General features: G+C 64.1%; 1 protein-coding gene. It reads right to left on the reverse strand.

What is annotated here, in order from left to right; all coding sequences use genetic code 11:
• Positions 1 to 33 precede the first annotated feature (33 nt).
• The gene (locus ACJH6I_RS31740) at positions 34 to 1,347 is read right to left on the reverse strand and encodes an IS256 family transposase (protein ID WP_052536990.1); all 1,314 of its coding nucleotides are present in this window, start codon (positions 1,345 to 1,347) and stop codon (positions 34 to 36) included.
• Between the last annotated feature and the right edge of the window lie 134 nt (positions 1,348 to 1,481).

Here is a 1,481-nt window from a genome sequence, read left to right on the forward strand (position 1 = left end):
GAGGAATTGTCAATACCTGTGGATCGGCTTGTTTCAGGCGACCTCCGTTCCAGTTGATTCGGTCGGTGCCGAGTCCGCCGACGGGGTGATGTCGGTGGGTCGCTCGAGCAGTTTGCCTTTGTGGAAGATCGCGCCGGCCCGGACCAGAGCGACCAGGTGCGGTGCGTTGACGGCTCGCCAGCGGGCTTGCGCGGCGTCGATCAGCTTGTAAGCCATGGCCATTCCGGCGACGCGTGAACCCGGCCCCTTGGTCACCTTGGTCCTCAAACGTACCGTGGCAAACGTTGATTCGATCGGGTTGGTAGTGCGCAGATGGACCCAGTGCTCGGCCGGGTACTTATAGAACTCCAGCAGCACATCGGCGTCATCGACGATCTTGGCGACCGCCTTGGGGTACTTGGCGCCGTAGTCCACCTCGAACGCCTTGATCGCCACCTGCGCGTGGTCGATATCCTCGGCGTTGTAGATCTCCCGCATCGCCGCGATCGCCCCCGGATGAGCCGACTTTGGCAGGCAGGCAAGAACATTGGCCTGCTTGTGAAACCAGCACCGCTGCTCGCCGGTGGCCGGGAACACCTCACGCACGGCCTTCCAGAACCCCAGGGCCCCATCGCCGACGGCCAGCACCGGTGCGGTCATCCCGCGACGTCGGCACGACCGCAACAGATCAGCCCACGACTCGGCCGACTCCCGGTACCCGTCGGTGAGCGCGACCAGCTCCTTGCGGCCGTCAGCGCGCACACCGATCATCACCAGCAAACAGAGCTTCTCCTGCTCCAGGCGCACCTTGAGATGGATGCCGTCGACCCACAGGTAGACGTAGTCGGTGCCCGACAGATCACGGGCCTCGAAGGCCTTGGCCTCGTCCTGCCACTGCGTGGTGAGTCGGGTGATCGTCGTGGCCGACAAGCCGGCACCCGAGCCCAGGAACTGCTCCAACGCCGGACCGAAATCACTGGTCGACAAGCCATGCAGATACAGCAACGGCAACACCTCGGTCATCTGCGGCGACTTGCGCACCCACGCCGGCAGGATCGCCGAGGAAAACCGTTGCCGCTCACCAGTGTCCGGGTCAACACGTTTGTCATTGACCCGCGGCGCGGTCACACTCACCGCGCCCGCCGCGGTGAGCACCTCGCGCTCGCGGTGATAGCCATTGCGCACCACCAGCCGGTGCCCGTTCTCATCAAGCTCACCGGCATGAGCCTCGATGTAGGCGGCGACCTCAGCCCGCAACGCTGCGGCCAGCATCTGGCGGGCACCGTCGCGGACAATCTCATCGAGCAACGACCGCGACGAGCCAGCATCCTCGTTGGATGAATCCGCATCGTGAACTACCGTGAGCATGGGCGTACCTTCCCGAACCAGCGCGCCAACGCCGGCTCTTGATCAGACCTTCGACATTCAGATCATCCTCGGGAAGGTGCGCCCTTTCCTACGCCGCCTCGCCGAGGCTCATCCACAGGTTCTGATCATTGCTC

Origin of the sequence: Mycobacterium sp. SMC-13 (assembly GCF_045311035.1) — a bacterium.
Taxonomy (GTDB): domain Bacteria; phylum Actinomycetota; class Actinomycetes; order Mycobacteriales; family Mycobacteriaceae; genus Mycobacterium.

What these genes read in the sequence shown, in the direction of transcription:
- ACJH6I_RS31740 (WP_052536990.1), bottom strand. Translation starts at nt 1,347, where the DNA reads ATGCTCACGGTAGTTCACGATGCGGATTCATCCAACGAGGATGCTGGC.